Here is a 14,399-nt window from a genome sequence, read left to right on the forward strand (position 1 = left end):
CGCGTCTGCACTATAACCGGCATCGGTATTTCGATCCGGTGTCGGGGCGTTTCGTGTCGAAGGACCCGATCGGACTGGAAGGCGGTATCAATGTCTATCAGTACGCGCCCAATCCGGTTGAGTGGGTTGATCCTTTTGGCTTGGCAAAGGTACCTGGTGGGGCAGGAAGAAAGCCACATTCGACCAAACCCAATCAGAACGCTAAGTGCCCGTGCAGGAATAAGTGGGAAATAAATCGTTTTGACAGGATATGTTCAGGCAATGTGCCAGGCGTTGGTTACGCTAAATACGTGCGCGATCCGGGCACAGGCATGTGGTGGTCTGAGGATCAAACCGGACACGGAAATAGTGCTTGGAAGGTGTACGACAAAAATGGCGCATGGGTAGCCGATGCCGACGTCTATGGCGACTACATGAACAAGCACAAGAGTGATACAGGCAAGGACATTAACTTTGACTCGCTGAAGTGCAAGGATTCGAAATGATCCAGTCTGCCGAGGAATTTATTGCGCTGAGAGACAGTCGCATCAAGGACGAATATGACCGCGCAGCGACCGACGAGGCGTCTGTCTCAGTTTGGAGGGATGTAATCGTCAGATTTCCAGACTACAGAAAGTGGGTCGCTCACAACAAAACAGTTCCTGTGGAAATTCTGGCGGAGCTTTGTCAGTTCGAAGCTGAAGTGCGACGCTTTGTCGCCGTCAAGAGGAAATTGTCCAGAGAGCTATTTGAACTCTTGGCAAAAGATCCTGATCCGGTTGTGCGGCAAGGCATCGCGTCGAACAAGAAGGCTCCTATTTCGATAATTAGCGGCCTTATGCAAGATGAAGATGAGTCGGTCTCGTCAGTTGCTAGATATAATTTTGAAAATCGATAAGAATTAGAAACGGAAGGGCCGCTGACGCGGTCCTTCGTTCGTCTTCAGACTACTGACATGGACCGGTGTGGCCGGATAAAACCCGGCGCTAGACAAAAAATTGTGTTAACTCAAATATTGCAAAGCGGCGTGGAGTCGCGCTTGGGCCCTGGCGTGTGCCCCGGGAAAATCGTGTCTAGGGAAAAATTACTGACGTGGCGTAGGCGAAGGGCTAGAAGTCTTGCTGGATAAGGGAGTGCGGCGTATACGAGGGGCGAGCGTGTCGGTGTAAAAAGTCTATCAATACGCGCCCAACCCGACGCAGTGGATTGATCCGCTTGGGTTGACCAACACGTTCCCGTCGAATCCAGACGACATGACAAAGGCCCTGGCTGTTGATCCTAAGGTTGGAACGACTCCGGATGGAACGCCTCGCTATACTTGGTTTCCGAATAGCAACACACGTATCCGCTACGAGAGCCATCCCGAGGATTTATGCCCTTGCGACAAAGGATTCAACCCACGCCATCATGGAGCGCACTACCACGTCGAAACGAAACCTGACGGCTTGAGTTGGGGCCAAGCAGGGCGGCATGGTCAGATAACCAAATCATTACCGGACGGCTACACACGGGGCAGCGGCACGGGATTCACTCCAGGCGAAAATTTTCCGGGAAGTTGAGAAATGAAAAGTAGTGAGGTTTTTGTCGCTGATGCGCAGATCGAGTCCTTCTCTTATCGAGGGGGGCGTCTAGCAGTACTTATACGGGCCGATAGCGGAATATTTGAGGTCATCTTTCATACGGTCATTGGCATGAAGGCCATTTCCCCGGAAGGACAAGATTTGTCGCATTTGGCTGAGAGCAAGGGGGGGCTTACCTTATTGCCACATGTGACACAGCGGAGGAGCCAGCCGATGGGTTCAGGGAGTTCAGCTTCATCTCAGTTTGGACCGATGAGCCGTTATTAACTGTAATCGCTATCGACGTTCAGGTTTCCGGAGCGTCGAATTAGACAAGGAGCCACGCTTGCGCTCGAGGCGCACCACGTGAGAATCGCGTCTAGGGGAAAATGCTGATGTAAAGCGGGCGGAGGGCTGGGAGCCTTGCTGGAAAAGGGGTTGCGGCGTATACGAGGGGCGAGTGTGTCGGTGTAAAAAGTCTATCAATACGCGGCTAATCCTATTAGCTGGATTGATCCATTGGGATTGACTAGGTGTCAGTGCAATTGTCCGACGATGGTTAATCCCCGGCGCTTGAAATCGCGTCAAGGTCCGAGTGAAATGACTGGGAATAAAGTTAAGCGATATGCGTCGGCGATGCGGAATCAAGGAGGTTACGGAGATTTTCCTCCCGTTGAGGCTGCTGATGTGGGCAATGGTAATCTCGTAATTGTTGACGGTCACCATCGTGCGGAGGCAGCAATGAAGGCGGGCATTCCGGAAATTCCTGTCAATGTCACTGCTGTATCGCCGGAGGAAGCTGCTTAGACTCTAGCTTCAAGTGCAACACCTTTGATGAGATAGGGTGTTGCGATGACGAATTACAAGCATCTGAGCGCCGAAGAGCGTGCGGTGATCATGATCGAGAAGGCCCGGAACACGAGCGTCAGGGCGATTGCAAGGCTGCTTGGCCGCAGCGCGTCGACGATCACACGAGAACTGGCGCGCAATCGTACGGAAGCGCCTCGCTGCTATGACGCCACAAGCGCGGCCAGAGCCTATCGGACGCGCCGCGAGCGAAGTCGGCGTCAGGCGAAACTGGCAGCAGGAAGCACGCTGTACTGGCGGGTGCATCACGATCTGGTTTATCGGTGCTGGTCGCCGCAGCAAATTGCTGCGAGACTTCGCGAGATGCATCCAGACAACCCCGAGCAACGCGTCAGCCACGAAACGATCTACGCGGCGATTTATACCCATCCCCGCGGCGGCTTGAAGCAGGCCATGATTGAGGCCCTGCGTCAGGAGAAACCGGTGCGTGGCAACGCACGCAAGACGCTGGCCCGCAAGAGCTTTGTGCCGGAAGAACTTCGCATCGTCCATCGGCCCGAGGCAATCGAAACGCGCCAATGGCCCGGTCATTGGGAAGGCGATCTCATCAAGGGGGCCTTCAATCGTTCCTGCGTCGGCACACTGGTCGAGCGCAAGACGCGCTTCGTGGTGCTGTGCCGCATGGATGGCTGCACGGCCGAGGATGCACTGGAAGGCTTCACGCGCCAGATGAAGAAGCTGCCGGCCTTTCTGCGGGAAAGCCTGACCTACGATCGCGGATCGGAAATGACCTGTCATGTCGAGCTGGCTGAACGATTGAATCTGGATATCTGGTTCGCGGATCCCTACGCGCCTTGGCAACGAGGCAGCAACGAAAATACCAACGGCCTGCTGCGCCAGTTTCTACCCAAAGGAATGGACCTGTCAGGCGTGACCCAGATGCAGTTGAACGATATTGCCAAGCTGATGAACGGACGCCCTCGTCAAACCCTCAACTGGAAAACCCCCGAAGAGGCCATGGCGATGGAATTAGCTGCCACCGGGTTGGCTAAACGTTGCACTTGATTCTTGAGACCGCCGAGACTCTCGGGTGGACACCTTTGGTGCCTGGCGAGCGCGATCTTATGGTAATCCCCCCGAAAAACCGGTGTGATCAGAAGTAGAATTTTCTCGTTGAGGGAGTTCTACAGCATGAAAAAATCGAGATTCACGGACAGCCAGATCATGGACGCGCTCAAGCGCGTGGAGTCGGGGCTGTCGGTGCCGGACCTGTGCCGGGAACTGGGCATCAGCACGGCAACGTTCTACAAATGGCGCTCGAAGTACGGCGGCATGGACGTCTCGCTGATCGCGCGGATGAAGGAGTTGGAGGCCGAGAATGCCCGGCTGCGCAAGATGTACGTTGAGGAGAAGATCAAGGCCGAGATCGTGGCGGAGGCGCTCGCAAAAAAAGACTGAGGCCATCTCGCCGGCGTGAGATGGCCATGCATGCCGTGTCCAGCCGGGGCATATCGATCCGGCTGGCATGTGAGGCATTTGGGATCAGCCAGGCCTGTTATCGATACGTCGGTCGGCGCAGCGCCGAGAACGACGAGATTGCGAACTGGCTGCTGCGCCTGACGGACAACCATCGGAACTGGGGCTTTGGGCTGTGCTTCCTGTACCTGCGCAACGTGAAGGGCTTCGGCTGGAATCACAAGCGCGTGTACCGGATCTATCGCGAACTGGAACTGAACCTGCGGATCAAGCCGCGCAAGCGACTGGTCAGGCAGGTACCAGAGCCGCTGGCGGTGCCGCGTGCCGTCAACCAGGTCTGGTCGATGGACTTCATGCACGACCAACTGGCCGACGGACGCAGCATCCGGCTGTTCAACGTGATCGACGACTTCAACCGCGAGGCACTCGGCATCGAGATCGACTTCTCATTGCCATCGGAACGCGTGATCCGTGCGCTGCGGCAGATCATCGGTTGGCGCGGCAGACCCAAAGCGATTCGGTGCGATAACGGGCCCGAGTACCTGAGCGGGGCGATCATCGAATGGGCCCGACAGTACGGCATCAGGCTCGACTACATTCAGCCGGGCAAGCCGCAGCAGAACGCGTATGTCGAACGATTCAACCGGACCGTGCGGTACGAATGGCTGTCGCAGTACCACTGGGAAGACTTGGACCATGTGCAGCGCTTCGCGACCGATTGGATGTGGACTTACAATCATGACCGCCCGAACATGGCCCTGGGCGGATTTACGCCAAAGCAGCGGCTGGCCATGGCCGCTTAGTTTCTACTTCTGACCCCCGTGGAAAACGGGGGATTACCTTATGAGTGAATTTTTCAACTCTGATCTGGGGGATAAGGTTATCGAGAAGGGGGCGATTGTCCCTCTCCTATCGATTGATGACGGTGGCTACGAAATTATCTGTAGGCTGGCTACTGAGAGAAGTACTGTTGAAGATCTCGTTGTTGCGAAAAATGGATCCTTTCCCTTGTCAGTAAGGGAGGGTGCGTATTTCTATGATCTGGAAAATTTGATGCATTGACCGCCTAGCGAAACTGGCATCGACTCTGCGCTGGAATCCGGATCTTATTCGGTGACAATAAACGGATTTGGATCTATTGAATCGGGAAAAATCATCCGCGCCGGATATGAATTTGTCTGTGAAAAAACAAGTGAATTAATTGAATCAACGGCAGAAATCGATAAATACATGCGCGTCTTTTTTTGAGGGGTAGACGTTCGGGGCGCCGGATCAGTCAGAAGTATTTTGGGCGACGATGCAGAATAGGCGATGGCGATCGCCTTTGGGGTAAGGGTGAGCAATTTCGACTTTGAGATTTCAGTGGATCCTGCCTTCGATCGAAGCGGTGGCAAGGCTGCTCTCGTTAAGTTCTCGGCGCCGGTGGTGGAATTAAACGTATATGTATCAATCGGCGATATAGGGAAGGTGATCGATTTTGGAAGAGGCGGGTGCGACTATGTTCTGGCGGGGAGTCGGCGAATAATCCGGTCCACTGGAAAAGAGAGGAAGGTGATGTGTATATACTTGTTGGGGGCGATCAAGATGTGTGGGATGTCTCGATCGTTGCCAATAGCGACTTGATTTATCAAATTATTTTCGAAATTGAGAATTTGGTCAGAGGTTGACCGATAAGTGGGCCAAGGAGGACTTCATCTAGTGCGAGCTGGCGCACACGAAAGGCATTTCGACCTGACCATCGGCGGTCGGGTAGACCAGTCGCGAGCAATCGACGATGAAGCGGCCGAGGATCCGGTGCTGACAGACTACTTGTCCCGCGCGTGGCTCGAATTCACCAGTTCGTCGCCAACACCGGTGCCGAGGTGTTCCCACTGTGACGGGCTCCGTGTTCGACCACGTCAATTCGGTGGTCCGAATAAGCAGCTCCCCGGCTATTTTTGTCATGCGTGTAGGCGGAGCTTTAATCGCCAAACGGGCACGCCGTTCGCGCGCTTACGTAATCAGGCAAAGGTCTCTGGATTGATTCCGCTCCTTTCGCGCCAGGCAACATTGACGCAAGTGACTGAGCGGGTCGGCATGTCGTATGAAGGGATCCTTTCGTGGCTCTTGGCATTCCGGCGCTACGTGCTCGAGATCGATCCTTCGGGGGCGTGGGAGGCTCGTATTCGGCTTGGGATGCACGCGCTCCCACATGCTCGGTGCGCGCGTTGCGGCTTCGAGGGCGGGTTCCTTTCCGGAGGCTTCGACGCGCAGCGCCGTCGCCGCATCCGATGTCCTCAATGTGGGCGTCATCGGCTGTTGGACGTGACTCAACGCGAGGGGCAGGCGCTCGAAGCGGTTGTCGTGCGTGATTCGATTGTGCCGGCTGTGCGCCGGCGGCGAAAACACTTTCCGGACATGGCCATGCCGCCGATTAAACGGGCTGCCCGAGTAGACGACGCGGCGCCAAATGTTGCTGCTCGGTCTTTGCGGAAGCTGGACGGAATTCTACTACCCGCAAGGCGCCTGCCAGTGGGAGCGGCGCAACGTTGCGAAGACGCGGTGCTTTCGGCCTTCTTACCCGAGCAGATCGACAAGGCGCTGAGTTTGGACCCGACTCCAGTCCCGTGTCCGTGGTGCGGCGGTGGCCGTACCAGTTACCATCCATATCGGCGGCCCAGCGGACTCCCGGGTTTCCGATGCCAGTGCTGCCTTGCATATTTCACCCGCGTGTCGAATACGCCGTTGTTGCTTCCTCGGGCGCGTGAACATGCGCGGCGCTTCATCAGCATGCTGGGATGGCGCGAGAGCTTCGATGCGGCCGCACGCGAACTCGACGTTGGACATAAGGTCGTCAGGCGATGGGTTCGGGTGTGGCGGCAATGGCTGATACTGCTTGATCCAAGCGGCGAGATGGAAACTCGTGTGCGGCTAGGCGTGCCACCGCAGCCGCGGAGATCCAAAGTTTGACCGAGCAGCGATGACGCATGCCGATGTTTCTGATCTGGTGCTGGCGTGTTCAGGATGATCGAAGTACCTTGGGCGATATTCCAATGGGTACGAGTGAACGAGTTGACTGATCATCGTTACGTCCAAATCTCGCCCGACGCCATTTTCTCGGCCTATGTCTTCACGCCCATGTACCTCGGGCTGCCAGTAACTCGACCGAGTAATCGCGCGGGACAGGTTCCCGCCGAAAACCCGGGCATCGATCCGCGACAGATTGACCTATGGGCAGACGACGTCGATCAGACGCCCGTGTAGAAGCGATGGAGGTGTATCGATTCTAGGTTCGGTTGTTTTGAGTAGGATTCCTGACTGAATTTCACATAAATACAATTCTCATCGGAAACGCGTGTAGCAGCCGTCGCACTCCCGTGCGTGACGCGACGGTATCGATGACGGTATCTCTACAAAGGTCGTCATTGAGGTGCGTGGCCTTCGCGAATCTTCAACGAAAGTATGCCTTGATTTTCCGGTGCGGTCTCTCCAGTACCGGTAACTGCCAGCCGGATTCTTCGGTATCTTTGACGGTATCATCACTACGCGACCGCGTGGAAGCGCCGTCTCCACAAGGGTTCCGGCCATTGATTGACAATCGAGTGGGAGTGAGCATTCGTGCTGAATCCGTGCTTGATTCCGCCCTCGTCGTTGCGCGTTGGTCGATCGCGCGATAGTTCGTAAGCGGATTGCTGGTTCAGTGCGTCTGCTGTCCAGTCGCAGATTCGGACAAGAAACGGCTTGGCAGTTGCCAAGCCGTTTTGCATTGACGCGTTGCGTGAGTCAGGAAACGTCGTGCGGCATTCGTGGCGCGGCAATCCGGCGTCAAGTTTCGTACGCCCCGCTTTCAGCAGTCGAAGGTGCGTTTGACGGCGACAGCTTGCGTCCCCTGATCTGATTTCACGCGTGCGTTCGCACGAGCGAACGCAAGTACATAGGCACCTTCGCCTTGCTCGTCGTCTGGACACGCGTCATGAGCGCATGATCGATACGCTCCAGTCCGTAGGCCCGCGCAATGTCGTGCTGCAACCGGCACCACAGATGGCCGGCCATCTCGGCGTCGACCATGGCCCGGTGAGCGCGGCCCGATTTCGGCAACTGCAGCGTCTCGGCCAGGCTCGACAGGCGGTGGCTCCGAGCGTCCGGGTAGATGCGTCTCGCCACGAGCATCGTGCAAGCAAAGGAATGCTCGGCTGACATATCGAGAAGCCCGAGCTCTGACTGCCAGAACCGTTTATCGAAACCGGCGTTGTGTGCCACGACGGCATGCTTGCCGACGAACGCTGCCGCTTCTTTCATGACTTTCGACGCCGGGGGAGCCGATGCAATCATGTCGTTCGTGATGCCGGTCAGCGCGACGACATCGGACGGTATGCGCTTGCCCGCATTCATCAAGCTCTGGAAACGGTCGACGACTTGTCCGTCGCGGAGCAGGATGACGGCAATTTCGGTGGCGCGGTCGCCCAGATTCGGCGAAAGCCCGGTTGTTTCGAAGTCCAGTACCGCAACGGTTTGCATGGTCGAATCCTATTACTTCATGCGGTGGCGTTTAGTTTGGCCAAGAGGTTAGCATCATCGGGCCTGTGAGAGACTCGTTCAGTCCGAGAAACGATCGTCCTCGCCATTTCCCCGCTTGCGATCCGGTGCCATGCGGTTGCTGTCGACGTCCAATTCCGAATCGGGGCGTTGATGTCTTGATTCCAGGTCCAGCGGTCGGTGCGTCGTTGGTCGCTTGCCGCATCGACTGATGCAGGCGCCCGGCAGGGATACCTGCCGGGCGTTGTTTTTTGCGCGACGGAAGGGGTGTCTTCCGATCGACGATATTGGAGAAGTTGCCATCGGCGTATCCGCAATATGGCCATGACTCAGCTGACGCTACCTGGATTCGACATGCCACCGCCGGTTCCCGAGCATCGCTTTTTCTTCGCGGCGATGCCCGATCTGGCGACGGCTGCATGTATTGCCGAGATGGCTGAAGGCTTGCGTTCAGGGAAGCCTGGAGAGGGCCGGGTGCTGCCCACTGAGCACCTGCATGTCACGCTGTACACTCTGGGCGACTTTGCTTATGTGCCGGGTGCCACCATCACGCGTGCATGTGCCGCGGCGGATCGCATTGACGTGCCGTCTTTCGGCGCCACCTTCGATCGGCTCGTCAGCTTCAATGGGCGGCCGGACCATCGGCCTCTGGTACTGACAGGGAGCGCGGGGCTGGAAATGTTGATCGACTTTCAGCAGCAACTTCGAAATGCCCTTGGAAAGGCGGGCCTGCGTGCTTCAGGCGCGCGTTTCACGCCCCATACGACATTGCTGTACGGCGAACGCAGGCCCGATCAGTACAACATCGATCCGATTACGTGGACCGTCCGCGAATTCGTCCTGATCCACAGTTGGCTCCGCAGGACACACTACGATGTAATAGGGCGCTGGCCGCTGACGAACCGCAGCCGGACTCGAGCGCGCCGCGATAGCGAAGGTGGACCAGCGGATAAGGCCGCCCCTGCCCGTCGAGCGCCGATCGCCCGCAGCGTTCGAATCCGAGCCTTTCATAGAATCCCGCGGCCGCTTCGTTCTGTTCGTTGACGTCGGTCGACAGGTCGGGATGGCGCCTGAGCGCTTCTTCCACGAGCAGGCGCCCGACGCCCGCGCCATGGTGAGCGGGATCGATGAACAGCGCTGCCATGTGACTGCCGTCGAGCAGCATGAAGCCGATCGGCCGATCGGTCTCGTCGACGGCCACATCGAGCGGCGCGCGGGGCAGAAACGGCTCGACTTCGGAATCGATTGCGCGCCGGTCGGCGTCGCTCAGGAAGTGATGCGTCGCGTCGACGGCGCTGCGCCAGATATCCAGCACGCGAGCGCCGTCGGCCAGGGTGGATTTGCGAATTCTGATCATGGTTTGATTTGTTGTGGTTCGGATGCCCGTTCGACGGCTCGTCGCGCGACGTCCTGGACCCCCGTGCTCATCGGCAGATCGTCCCGATCGAGTTCCGCGAGATCGAACCAGCATGCCTTGAGCGCACCGTCGCTGCCCGTTCGAACGGCTCCGCACGACGAGCGGCGTGCCGGTCGGCGTGCCCATCACGCCGAAGCCGATGAATCCGACCGCCGTTTGCATGTCCCGGCTCCTGTGAAAAAGGGGAGTACAGCGCGCAGGCGTCAGTATCGCAGCGTTTCAGGGGGCATGCCGGTGGCGCGCGATGGCTTCAGCGGCAACGTTTCGAGTGCGCCGGGCAGGCGCGGTGCACAGCGAGGCATGCTGCGAGCCGGAACGGCGCACCGACGCGAGGCTGGCCCGCCGGTGGTCAGTTCGCGAGATCGCCGAGCATGAGCATGCAATGCGTGCCGATGTCCGGATCCGTCGCGCGTTTTCCGAGTTCCGCCAGATACGACCACGGAAAGATGCCGCGAGCATGACCGTCGCCGAACCGCAGGCGAATGCCGTAACCGGCCGCTTCCACATCGTCCAGCGTCACGTCGGGTCGCGCGTCGACCACACCGGCGTCGAATCGGATCTTGCGGCAAGCAGCGCACGGGCAACTGCTGCGCAACAGCACATAATCGATGCGTTGCATGTCGCCGTCCGGCCAGCGCAGCGTCAGCACACGAGCAGCGTGGTCGAGCACGATTTCGGTCGGCGGCGTCATCGCGCCTCTCCGATCTGCCGGATTGCGATCCGCACAGACTTGCGCACTTCGGGATCGCGATCGTCGAGTGCATCGTGCAGCGCCGGCAGCGTGCCGGGGTCGCGCAGTTCGCCGAGCGCGAGCGCGGCTTCCTTGCGCAGATTGCTGATCGTATGCGGAAGCAGCGCGGCGACCGCCGGCGCCGCAGCCGCATCGCGCAACTGTCCGAGCGCGCGCACGGCGCGCAATCGCACTTGCCAGTAGTCGTCGTCGAGCGCGGCGACGAGTTGGTCACGCGCGACCGCGACGCGCAGCTTGCCGAGCGTTGCAGCCGATTCTTCGCGTACCTGCCATTCGGCATCGCGCAACGCGGCGAGCAGTGCGGTGATGACGGCCGTGGCGTCCGACGCCGCGAAACCGAGCGCACCGACCGCGACGCGCCGCACGTCCGCATCGGCATCGGTCGTCGCGACGCGCGCGAGCGGCGACAACGCGCGTCTATCCCTGAGCCAGCCGAGCACGGCGACGGCCTCGGCCCGCACGGCGGTGGCGTCGGCGTCGAGCGCGCGCAACGCAGGGGCGAACGCATCGGGATCGCGCAACTCGCGCAGCCCGCGCAGCACGGCGCTTCGAACGTACGGTTCGGGCCGGTCGGCCCAGCTGCAAAGCACGGTGCCCGATGCAGCGTCCTTCAGTTCGGACAGGCTCTGCGCAGCGGTCGCGCGCACGCCATCGTCCGGATCGAGCAGCGCGCGGCACAGCGCGTCGACGACGTCGTGCTGTTCCCATGCGGCGAGCACGCGGGCCGCCTCGCTGCGCACGTCGGCGGACGGGTCGTCGCGCAGCGCCGCGACGAACGCGGGGATGAAACCGGATTCCTCGAGATCGGCGAGCTCGAGCAGCGCGATGCGGCGCACGGATGCGTCGGGTGCAGCGAGGCGGGCGACGAGCGCGGCACGATCCGGATCGTGCGTGCCGGGCAGCGAGGAGGTGGAAGAGAAAGCGGTCATGGGCAAAAGTCGGTTCGATGAACGGGCGGCTGCTCGCGGAGCGCGGTGCATGGGCGGCGCGGTATGGCGACGTGAATCTGGCGAGCGCCGGCCTGGCCGTTACGTCGTCGATGCACGGCCCGCGCGGGCAGCACGACGAAGATCGGCCCGCGCGCGGTCAGCGCAGCAGATAAGGGATTTCAACCTTGACCGCGCCGGTCGGGCAATCGCGCTCGCACGGCATGCAGTACCAGCATTCGTCGAACTGCATATAGGCCTTGCCCTTGGTTACGTCGATCGCGAGCAGGTCGAGCGGGCACACGTCGACGCAGGCGGTGCAGCCCTTGTCGGCGATGCACAGTTCCTCGTCGATCGTGACGGGCGCGATGCTGCGCTGGAAGATGTCGTGCGGGGTATGGGGCACGGTAAGGCTCCTCAAAGGGCGGCCGCGGGCACGGCCGGTTCGCGGATGCGCAGATGCGCGTAGGCGCCGCGTTCGTCGTCGGCCAGCGGCACGATGGTCGGCTCGACCGGCCGCTTCTCGCTGCGCATCGCGCCGTCGGCGTCCTTGCGCAGCCACGTATGGCAGAACCATTCGGCGTCGTTGCGGTGCGGATAGTCGATGCGATGGTGGTACAGCCCCAGCGGCTCTCGGTGCGGAACAACGACGCGCGCGCGGCCATTTCCGCGCAGTCGCGGATTGCGCGAACTTCGGCCGCGCGCATCAGTTCGTGAGGATGGCTCGCCTTTATCTCTTCGATATCCTCAGTAATCTCGTCAAAACGCTGCAACCCGATTTCCATCTTGCGCGTCACCTTCGGCGGTTGCAGATAGTCGTTCACCATGCGGCGCAGCTTGTATTCGACCTGCGCCGGCGCCAGGCCGCGCTCGCGTAACAGCGGGGCGAGCACGCGGGCGCGTTCGGCGTCGACCTGTTCGTCGTCCACCGGCGCATGGTCGCGGCCGGCGACGTAGTCGGCCGCATTCTGCCCGGCGAACCAGCCGTACGTGAAAGCGCCGAGCATGTAGTTGTGCGGGACGGCGGCCATGTCGCCGGCGGCGTAGAGCCCGGGCACGGTCGTCTCCGCGCGTGCGTTCACGTACACGCCAGACGCGCTGTGGCCGCTGCAGAAGCCGATCTCGGAGATGTGCATCTCGACCATCTGGCTGCGGTAGTCGGTCCCGCGCCCCGCATGGAAGCGGCCGCGGCTCGGCCGCTCGTTCGTATGCAGGATCTGCTCGATGGTTCGGATCGTTTCTTCCGCGAGATGGTCGAGCTTCAGGAACACGGGGCCGTTGCCGCTTTGCAGTTCCTGGTAGAACTCCCACATCATCTGGCCGCTCCAGTAATCGCATTCGATGAAGCGCTCGCCCTTGCCGTTCGCGGTGAAGCCGCCGAGCGGCCCGGTCACGTATGCGCATGCAGGGCCGTTGTAATCCTTGATTAGCGGATTGATCTGGAAACATTCGAGGTTCGCGAGCGCGGCACCCGCGTGATAGGCCATCGTGTAGCCGTCGCCCGCGTTGGTCGGGTTCTCGTACGTGCCCATCAGATAGCCCGACGCCGGCAGCCCGAGCCGACCGGCCGCGCCGCAGCAGAGAATCACGGCCTTCGCGCGGATCACGTGGAACTCCGCGGTGCGGCAGTCGAAGCCGAGCACGCCGCTCGCATGGCCGTGCGCGTCGGTCAGCACGCGCGTCGCGACGATCCGGTTCGTGATCGCGATGCGTGCGCGCTTCAGTTGCCGGTACAGCACCTTCTTGATGTCGTGTCCTTCGGGCATCGGCAGCACGTACGAGCCCATGTGATGGACTTTCTTTACCGCATAGTCGCCGGTGCCGTCCTTCTCGAACTTCACGCCCCAGCGGTCGAGCTGTTCGATCGTCGCGAAGCTGTGCGTCGCATACGCGTACACGGCTGCCTGGTCGACGATGCCGTCGTTGGCGATCGTGATTTCGCGCGTGTACTGCTCGGGCGTCGCATGCCCGGGGATCACCGCGTTGTTCAGCCCGTCCATGCCCATCGAGATCGCGCCGCTGCGCTTCACGTTGGCCTTTTCGAGCAGCAACACGCGCAGGGACGGGTCGCGCTCCTTCGCCTTGATCGCCGCCATCGGGCCGGCCGTGCCGCCGCCGACCACGACGACGTCGTATTCGTGCACATGGGTATTCATCGCGGGTTCCTTGCAGGTTTGCGGGCCTTCTGCCGGTCGATGCGCAACCGGTACTGGAAGGCGTCGCCGCGGAAGTAGAGGTATTCGTAGTCGATCGGCGCGCCCGATGCGTCGTGCGTGAGGCGCTCGATGCGCAGCACGGGGCTGCTTTCCTCGACGTGCAGCGCGTCGACGATCTCGTCGTCGGCGAGGATTGCGTCGATCGACACGTCGGCATGACCGAGCGGGATGCCGCAGTCGTTTTCCAGGATCAGGAAGATGTCGCGGGTCGCAAGATCGGCGCCCGCGAGGCGCTTGCCGAGCGCTTCGGGCACCCAGGTCTGCTCGAGCGACACGGGCTCGCGGTTCAGCAGCCGCACGCGATGGATCTCGACGAGCGGTGCGCCTTCCGGCACGTTCAGCTTCGTCGCGAGATGGCGGTCGGCCTTCACGGTGCGAACGCCGCGCAACTGGTTGACGATCTCGTAGCCCATCGACGACATCGCCTCGGCGAACCCCTGCAGAGACGTCACGTTCTGGAACGCCTTCGGCTTCGACACGAACGTGCCCTTGCCGTGCAGCTTGAACAGCAGGCCTTCCTTCTGCAGGTCGCCGAGCGCCTGGCGCACCGTGATGCGGCTGACGTCGAACATCGCGCAGAGTTCGTGCTCGGACGGCATCCGGCTGTGCGGCGCATAGGTGCCGTCGAGAATGCGCGCGCGCAGCGTGTCCTTGATCTGCACGTAGAGCGGGGCCGCCGACAGCGGCACGACGTTGGGTGGGGTCATCGGTCAACTTGTTATGACAAGATGGTTCGAGTGTAGCCAGCGCGAT

The 14,399-nt window shown here is 60.3% G+C and carries 12 protein-coding genes and 2 pseudogenes; 7 read left to right on the forward strand and 7 right to left on the reverse strand.

Annotation, left to right across the window (positions count from 1 at the left end):
• Window positions 1–38 precede the first annotated feature (38 nt).
• From DM992_RS10555 to DM992_RS41625, 6 genes are all read left to right on the forward strand, one after another.
• A complete protein-coding gene (locus DM992_RS10555) occupies window positions 39–485 on the forward strand; it encodes an RHS repeat-associated core domain-containing protein (protein WP_239511265.1) in 447 nt (148 codons plus the stop codon).
• Entirely contained in the window at window positions 482–877 is a 396-nt protein-coding gene (locus tag DM992_RS10560; RefSeq protein WP_059691478.1) for a hypothetical protein, read from the forward strand. Before DM992_RS10555 ends, DM992_RS10560 begins: the two co-directional genes overlap by 4 nt.
• Window positions 878–2,390: 1,513 nt before the next feature.
• A complete protein-coding gene (locus DM992_RS10575) occupies window positions 2,391–3,410 on the forward strand; it encodes an IS30 family transposase (protein ID WP_080484403.1) in 1,020 nt (339 codons plus the stop codon).
• A gap of 126 nt (window positions 3,411–3,536) precedes the next feature.
• Window positions 3,537–4,624 (forward strand): IS3 family transposase gene (locus DM992_RS10580; protein WP_111016761.1). Its coding sequence is split into 2 segments (ribosomal slippage): window positions 3,537–3,798 and window positions 3,798–4,624, totalling 1,089 coding nucleotides; the frame shifts between segments, so codons are not numbered across the junction.
• A gap of 40 nt (window positions 4,625–4,664) precedes the next feature.
• Entirely contained in the window at window positions 4,665–4,883 is a 219-nt protein-coding gene (locus DM992_RS41620; RefSeq protein ID WP_162631632.1) for a hypothetical protein, read from the forward strand.
• A 1,941-nt stretch (window positions 4,884–6,824) separates the two neighbouring features.
• Window positions 6,825–7,064: a hypothetical protein gene (locus DM992_RS41625; protein ID WP_162631634.1), complete on the forward strand. Its 240-nt coding sequence runs from the start codon at window positions 6,825–6,827 to the stop codon at window positions 7,062–7,064.
• Between the two features lie 636 nt (window positions 7,065–7,700).
• On the opposite strand, the gene DM992_RS10595 is transcribed toward DM992_RS41625, so the two are convergent.
• The gene (locus DM992_RS10595) at window positions 7,701–8,318 is read right to left on the reverse strand and encodes a 3'-5' exonuclease (protein ID WP_111016764.1); all 618 of its coding nucleotides are present in this window, start codon (window positions 8,316–8,318) and stop codon (window positions 7,701–7,703) included.
• A 342-nt stretch (window positions 8,319–8,660) separates the two neighbouring features.
• On the opposite strand from DM992_RS10595, the pseudogene DM992_RS10600 reads away from it, so the two are divergent.
• Window positions 8,661–9,236: pseudogene (locus tag DM992_RS10600) on the forward strand (2'-5' RNA ligase family protein); the annotation flags it as partial.
• Here the strand turns inward: DM992_RS10600 and DM992_RS10605 are convergent.
• The 6 genes and pseudogenes from DM992_RS10605 to DM992_RS10635 form a co-directional block, all read right to left on the reverse strand.
• Window positions 9,151–9,915 carry an acetyltransferase gene (locus DM992_RS10605; protein ID WP_343212380.1) on the reverse strand — a complete coding sequence of 255 codons (765 nt, stop codon included), beginning with the start codon at window positions 9,913–9,915 and terminating at the stop codon, window positions 9,151–9,153. The pseudogene DM992_RS10600 and the gene DM992_RS10605 overlap by 86 nt on opposite strands.
• A gap of 187 nt (window positions 9,916–10,102) precedes the next feature.
• A complete protein-coding gene (locus DM992_RS10615; RefSeq protein ID WP_111016766.1) occupies window positions 10,103–10,444 on the reverse strand; it encodes a gamma-butyrobetaine hydroxylase-like domain-containing protein in 342 nt (113 codons plus the stop codon).
• Entirely contained in the window at window positions 10,441–11,433 is a 993-nt protein-coding gene (locus tag DM992_RS10620) for a HEAT repeat domain-containing protein (RefSeq protein ID WP_111016767.1), read from the reverse strand. Before DM992_RS10620 ends, DM992_RS10615 begins: the two co-directional genes overlap by 4 nt.
• A gap of 157 nt (window positions 11,434–11,590) precedes the next feature.
• On the reverse strand, window positions 11,591–11,836 hold the full coding sequence (locus DM992_RS10625; RefSeq protein ID WP_111016768.1) for a ferredoxin family protein: 246 nt from the start codon (window positions 11,834–11,836) through the stop codon (window positions 11,591–11,593).
• A gap of 11 nt (window positions 11,837–11,847) precedes the next feature.
• A pseudogene (locus DM992_RS10630) lies at window positions 11,848–13,586 on the reverse strand (fumarate reductase/succinate dehydrogenase flavoprotein subunit).
• A complete protein-coding gene (locus tag DM992_RS10635) occupies window positions 13,583–14,353 on the reverse strand; it encodes a GntR family transcriptional regulator (protein WP_111016769.1) in 771 nt (256 codons plus the stop codon). Before DM992_RS10635 ends, DM992_RS10630 begins: the two are co-directional and overlap by 4 nt.
• Window positions 14,354–14,399 lie beyond the last annotated feature (46 nt).

Origin of the sequence: Burkholderia sp. JP2-270, from assembly GCF_003233675.1 — a bacterium.
In the GTDB taxonomy this organism is placed as follows: Bacteria; Pseudomonadota; Gammaproteobacteria; order Burkholderiales; family Burkholderiaceae; genus Burkholderia; species Burkholderia pyrrocinia_C.

Coding starts and splice junctions, on each gene's coding strand:
- DM992_RS10560 (WP_059691478.1), top strand. CDS start 482: ATGATCCAGTCTGCCGAGGAATTTATTGCGCTGAGAGACAGTCGCATC.
- DM992_RS10575 (WP_080484403.1), top strand. CDS start 2,391: ATGACGAATTACAAGCATCTGAGCGCCGAAGAGCGTGCGGTGATCATG.
- DM992_RS41620 (WP_162631632.1), top strand. CDS start 4,665: ATGAGTGAATTTTTCAACTCTGATCTGGGGGATAAGGTTATCGAGAAG.
- DM992_RS41625 (WP_162631634.1), top strand. CDS start 6,825: ATGATCGAAGTACCTTGGGCGATATTCCAATGGGTACGAGTGAACGAG.
- DM992_RS10595 (WP_111016764.1), bottom strand. CDS start 8,318: ATGCAAACCGTTGCGGTACTGGACTTCGAAACAACCGGGCTTTCGCCG.
- DM992_RS10605 (WP_343212380.1), bottom strand. CDS start 9,915: ATGCAAACGGCGGTCGGATTCATCGGCTTCGGCGTGATGGGCACGCCG.
- DM992_RS10615 (WP_111016766.1), bottom strand. CDS start 10,444: ATGACGCCGCCGACCGAAATCGTGCTCGACCACGCTGCTCGTGTGCTG.
- DM992_RS10620 (WP_111016767.1), bottom strand. CDS start 11,433: ATGACCGCTTTCTCTTCCACCTCCTCGCTGCCCGGCACGCACGATCCG.
- DM992_RS10635 (WP_111016769.1), bottom strand. CDS start 14,353: ATGACCCCACCCAACGTCGTGCCGCTGTCGGCGGCCCCGCTCTACGTG.